The organism is Endozoicomonas sp. YOMI1 (genome assembly GCF_024606345.1).
Classification (GTDB): Bacteria; Pseudomonadota; Gammaproteobacteria; order Pseudomonadales; family Endozoicomonadaceae; genus Endozoicomonas.
Genome location: NZ_JAHHPM010000115.1, coordinates 1 through 5591, shown reverse-complemented (window position 1 = coordinate 5591; position 5591 = coordinate 1). Strand labels below are relative to the sequence as shown.

Sequence of the window (5591 nt, the reverse complement as noted above, 5' to 3'; positions counted from 1 at the left end):
TCTGATTCTGAGAAGAATAGCGGGGCTATTTGACGAACAAGCAGGAATTTTTAGATCAATTTATCGCAACCGCAGTAGGGCAGACTATTCTCGGTCAGCCTCCTAGTACATCATTTGCAGAGCACCTAAAGATCTAAGCAGGAGCAGGAGTTGTCGAGTGACCGGCATTCCATCTGCGCCTTGCAAAAAAACAATACCCCCCTCTCGGTTTTTGCTAACCTCACTTGTGCTTGTTATTGATTGCCGTCGTGAAAATCCGGGAATCAGGCAGGCGTCGTCTCCTCTTGCACGGTGTGGCATTTTCCTTGTAGCGAGTGACCGAAAAGTCAGACTATTAATTCCCCGGAAAGTCCGCGACGGTCATGGAAATTTGGGAGGTATTGCTTGGATCATCTTTCCGTTATGCAAGCTCCTCAAACGACAGATACGTACAACAATAATGCTGATAATACCTGCCTTATCTGCCGAAGGACATTTGGTTCTCGCGTTGTGCGCGCCCAGTGCGGCCATCACTTTGATCTTGATTGCATTACCCTGTGGTTTAACAGTCTTGAACTTCAAGACAGGAAGTGCTGTTATTGCCAGTCACCGGCTCTGCCCCTTGTTATGGAATCTGGAGAGCCCGATGAGGCTAACCCCTACGTACATCACCGGGCACTGGTGGCAGCGTGCAAGGGTGACGCAACGGCACTTATGGCAATACTGGCAGCCGATCCGGATGTCGTGCAGCGCGCCTTCCATGACTCTCTGAATGATGATGACACTGACACCTGCCTGTTGATAACGGCAGCTGCCCAAAACGGGCATGACCACGTCGTCCGGTTGCTGCTGGAGAACGGAGCGAGAGTCAATGCCGCCACCAGCAATGCCGGTCAGCGCAACGGCCAGACAGCACTGATGGCCGCCGCCCAAAACGGGCACCTCCCTGTGCTTGAATGCCTGCTGGAGCACGGGGCCAAGGTCAATGCTGCCCAGCGTAATGCCCGTTGGAACGACGGCTGGACAGCACTGATGGCCGCTGCCGACAACGGGCACCTCCCTGCGCTCGAATGCTTGCTGAAGCATGGGGCCAAGGTCAATGCCGCCCAGATCAATGCCTATTTCAACAATGCTGGTCGTACCGCCCTGATGATAGCTGCTGAAAAAGGCCATCTTGCGCTGGTTCAATGCCTGCTGGAAAACGGGGCTGAGGTCAATGCCAGCCAACATAATGCTGGTTCGAGCACCGGCCTCACGGCCCTTATGATGGCGGCCCGGAACGGCCATTACCCGGTAGTGGAGTGCCTGTTGGAGAGCGGGGCTGAAGTCAATCTGGCCATTAGCAGGAACCGTCTGAACAATGGCTGGACAGCTTTGATGTTGGCGGCCCAAAACGGACACGACGACACCGTCCGACTGCTGCACAAAAACGGGGCTAACATCAATGCTGCTCGACCCAATGGCTGGACAGCAGCCATGGCGGCAGCTGAGAACGGACATCTACCCGTGGTCCAATACCTGCTGGAGCAAGGTGTTCCGGTTAATGCCGCGCAACGTGGTGGCTGGACAGCCCTGATGGTGGCGGCCCGGGGAGGACATCTCCCGGTGGTGGCTTATTTGCATGAGCACGGGGCGGAGGTCAATGGCGTGCATGGCAATGGTGATCAGGTGAGCGATTGTACTGCCCTGATCGAAGCCGCCGGGAAAGGGAAACTGTTGGTGGTGAAATACCTTGTGGAACATGGGGCTGAGGTCAATGCCTCCCCGAGCAAAGCCGGTCAACTCAACGGCAATACCGCCATGATGCGGGCTGCCCTATGCTGCCATCTCCCGGTTGTAGAATACCTCCTGGAGAAGGGGGCGCGGGTCAATGCTGCCCGGACCAATGCGTGCGAAGACAACGGCTGGACAGCCCTGATGGCAGCTGCAGTGCCAGGTGATTCTGCCGTAGTCCAATGCTTGCTGGAGCACGGGGCCGATGTCAATGCCGCCATGAGTAATGCCGGGCAGAACAACGGTAACACAGCCCTGATGGTCGCTGCCAAAAACGGGCAGGACCACATTGTCCGACAGCTGCTGGTGCACGGGGCCGACGTCAATGCTGCCATGAGCAATGCCGGGCTAAACAACGGCAAGACAGCCCTGAGAGTGGCTGCTCAAAACGGTCACGATGCCATCTCCAGATCCTGCTGGAACATGGGGCTGTTACTGAGGGCAGCATCCCGAGAGGGAGTGAAGGTCTTCAATAGTTTTGGTTGGTACAAAGCGCATGCTGGGCCGTTGCATTCGCTGTCTATTTCACTCCCGCTGCCAATGTGTTGCCCCCCTCCGTTGAGCCTTGTGTAGCGTCTGGCCAGGTAGGCATAAATATTCTATTCCCTATGGCCAGCTACTTAACCAGATGGTACTGGTGGTTCACTTGAATGAGTGGGATGATTACCGGCTATTGCTTTCAGAAATTCTTGGTAAACGGCTATGGCACGAAAATATTTTGGTACCGACGGAATTCGTGGAAAGGTTGGTGACTTTCCAATTACCCCGGATTTTGTCCTGAAGCTGGGCTGGGCAGCGGGTCGTGTCCTGGCTGAACAGGGGGAAGGGAAAGTCATTATTGGTAAGGACACCCGAATCTCCGGTTACATGTTTGAGTCTGCTCTTGAGGCCGGTCTGTCTGCTGCCGGCATTGATGTGGTCCTGACCGGGCCAATGCCAACCCCTGCTATTGCCTATCTTACCCGAACCTTTAATGGGCAGGCGGGTATTGTGATCAGCGCCTCCCATAACCCATTTTACGACAATGGTATAAAGTTTTTTGCTGGCAACGGTAGCAAGCTATCCGATGAGGTTGAGCTGAAGATTGAAGCATTGCTTGAGTCAGAGATTGAGGTGGTTGATTCCCAGAGTCTGGGTAAAGTGACCCGGATGGATGATGCTGCAGGCCGGTATATTGAGTACTGCAAGGGCAGCACTTCCCAGCAGCTGGATCTGCGGGGCATGAAAATAGTCATTGATGCCGGACACGGTGCAACCTATCAAGTTGGTCCTGCGGTCTTTCGTGAACTGGGTGCGGAAGTGCTCGCGATGAACACCCGCCCGAATGGCGTCAATATCAATGAAAATGCAGGCGCTATCAGGCCAGAAGGAATGGCTGCCAGAGTCAGGGAAACCGGTGCGGATCTGGGGATTGCGTTTGACGGTGATGGTGACCGGGTCATTATGGTGGATGATAAAGGCGAAATCGTCGATGGTGATCAGCTGTTGTTTATTATTGCCGTGGATCGCCATTCCAGGGGGATATTGAATGGTGGTGTAGTGGGCACTTTGATGACCAACCTGGGGATGGAGAAAGCACTGGAAGCTGCCAGGATTCCGTTTGCCAGGGCCAATGTCGGTGACCGTTATGTGAATGAGCTGCTGATAGCCAATGACTGGCAGCTCGGTGGTGAGTCTTCAGGCCACATTATCTGTCGTGATGCATCGACCACGGGTGATGGCATTGTATCGGCGTTGAAAGTGTTAAAAGCCATGCAGACAGCAGGTAAGTCTCTGTCCGACATGGTGGGTGCGATTACACTTTATCCACAAGTCATGATCAATGTCCGGGTTCAGAAGAAGCGGGATACCGACACCATTGCGGGTATTGTTGAGGCGGTAACAAAGGCAGAAGAAGAAATGGCTGGAAAAGGCCGGGTTCTTCTGAGACCTTCAGGAACAGAGCCGGTTATTCGGGTGATGGTTGAAGGTGAAGACGGTGTTCAGGTAAAGGCTCAGGCGGAAAAGCTGGCAAAAGTGGTTGAACAGGAAATGTGCTGAATGACTCCGGTGCAGGCATCGGCCTGCACCGGAGCTGTGTTGTCTTATCGCCTTGATTTCAATATCTTCCAGGGGGCTTGACTTATTGTATGTTGGCGTCTTTCAGGTTAGTATTCCGGCCTCGCGATCAAAGAGGTAAGCGGTATGCGTCAGCCATTGGTAGCCGGAAACTGGAAGATGAATGGATCTTCAGACAGTATCTGTGAGCTTGTTGATGGAATCCTTTCAGGGCTTGAAACCAAGGCTGAGGTGCTCGTTTTTCCACCTGGCGTATACGTTCAGCAGGTACGCGACTTGCTGAAGGGTTCTCCTGTTAAATTTGGTGTGCAAAATGCCTCCGATAAGTTGTCAGGAGCCTACACGGGTGAAATCTCTCCTCTGATGGCCAAAGACCTTGGCTGTGATTATGTACTGATTGGTCACTCTGAGCGTCGTTCTCTTTATGGCGAAACCGATGCCGATGTGGCAGCGAAATTCTGTGCTCTGGTTGATCAGGGTCTGGTACCAGTCCTTTGTGTTGGTGAGACTTTGTCAGAGCGCGAAGCTGGTGACACTATGAAAGTAGTGGCTCATCAGATCAATACTGTGCTTCGGGCTGCTGGTCCGGAGCGTCTGGCTAATTTTGTAATTGCCTATGAACCAGTCTGGGCTATTGGAACCGGTCTGACTGCAACCCCTGAACAGGCGCAGGAAGTTCATGCTGAAATTCGTGCGCTGCTGGCAGAAAACGATCCGTCCATGGCGGACAGAACCCGTGTTCTGTATGGTGGTAGCATGAAGGCTGACAACGCGGCAGAACTGATGAGCCAGCCTGATGTTGATGGTGGTCTGATTGGTGGTGCTTCGCTGGTAGCTGCTGATTTCAAGGTGATTTGTCACGCTGCGGGATAGTAATGGAAACCATTATTCTTCTTGTGCACGTGCTGGTAGCTGTTGGCGTGATCGCTCTGATCATGCTGCAGCAGGGCAAAGGTGCAGAAACAGGAGCCAGTTTTGGCTCGGGGGCTTCTCAAACGGTGTTTGGGAGCCAGGGCTCAGCGAACTTTCTGAGCCGAACAACCGCTATTCTGGCAACGATCTTTTTCGTCACCAGTATCGGTCTGGCGATGATGGCCAGGCAGAAGGCTGATAGTGTTGCTGATGCCGGTTTGCCGTCTGTTCAGATTGAACAGATTGTGCCGGTAAATGATGCGCCTTTTTCGGTTGATTCATTAGAAAACACTATCGAAAGCGATGCGCCTGTGTTAGAGTCTCTGCCCGTTGAGAGCAGTGGCTCCAGCCGCTCTGAAAACGCTCAGTAAGATTTAAAATCTCATTGATTTATAAAGAGTTTTCAGAAATGATTTTGCTGCCGCCGAGCGCTGCAGTTAAGGCCGAAGTGGTGGAATTGGTAGACACGCTGTCTTGAGGGGGCAGTGCCTGTATGGGCGTACGAGTTCGAGTCTCGTCTTCGGCACCAATAAAATCAAGCACTTAGGGTGTGTCAGCAATAGACTAAAATGGTCGTTTCCCAAAAAAAATTCCCAAAAAGAAAGCGGGCAAAAAAAAGCCTCTGAATAGTACTTTGGTTCATGACTATTGTGATTGCATGATAACTCCGGTCATGTTGACACAAGGAATGAATTTGTACGGCTATGGATTAACCATTTTGTCACACCTCAAGGGCGCGCTGTTTCTTGCCCCGGGCTGGTCGGGATTTTCCAGAGTGATGCAGAACCGGATTCTGAAAGTAGAAGTCCACGCTGATCATCATTGGAGTAGATCACTAAATGTTCGCCGTCGGGGCTGAATGCCGCCTT

General features: G+C 52.7%; 4 protein-coding genes and 1 tRNA gene. All 5 read left to right on the top strand.

Annotated elements, in window-relative coordinates:
• Nucleotides 1-384: 384 nt before the first annotated feature.
• Nucleotides 385-2325: an ankyrin repeat domain-containing protein gene (locus KDK15_RS04335; protein WP_257294137.1), complete on the top strand. Its 1941-nt coding sequence runs from the start codon at nucleotides 385-387 to the stop codon at nucleotides 2323-2325.
• 129 nt (nucleotides 2326-2454) lie between these two features.
• Complete coding sequence (gene glmM, locus KDK15_RS04330) at nucleotides 2455-3792, top strand: phosphoglucosamine mutase (protein ID WP_257294136.1); 1338 nt, start codon at nucleotides 2455-2457, stop codon at nucleotides 3790-3792.
• A 144-nt stretch (nucleotides 3793-3936) separates the two neighbouring features.
• Nucleotides 3937-4683: a triose-phosphate isomerase gene (gene tpiA / locus KDK15_RS04325; protein WP_257294135.1), complete on the top strand. Its 747-nt coding sequence runs from the start codon at nucleotides 3937-3939 to the stop codon at nucleotides 4681-4683.
• 2 nt (nucleotides 4684-4685) lie between these two features.
• Nucleotides 4686-5093: a preprotein translocase subunit SecG gene (secG, locus tag KDK15_RS04320; protein WP_257294134.1), complete on the top strand. Its 408-nt coding sequence runs from the start codon at nucleotides 4686-4688 to the stop codon at nucleotides 5091-5093.
• A 71-nt stretch (nucleotides 5094-5164) separates the two neighbouring features.
• Nucleotides 5165-5251, top strand: a tRNA-Leu gene (locus KDK15_RS04315).
• Nucleotides 5252-5591 lie beyond the last annotated feature (340 nt).

Excerpts from the sequence above, each read along its gene's own strand:
- glmM (WP_257294136.1), top strand. The coding sequence starts at position 2,455 with ATGGCACGAAAATATTTTGGTACCGACGGAATTCGTGGAAAGGTTGGT.
- tpiA (WP_257294135.1), top strand. The coding sequence starts at position 3,937 with ATGCGTCAGCCATTGGTAGCCGGAAACTGGAAGATGAATGGATCTTCA.
- secG (WP_257294134.1), top strand. The coding sequence starts at position 4,686 with ATGGAAACCATTATTCTTCTTGTGCACGTGCTGGTAGCTGTTGGCGTG.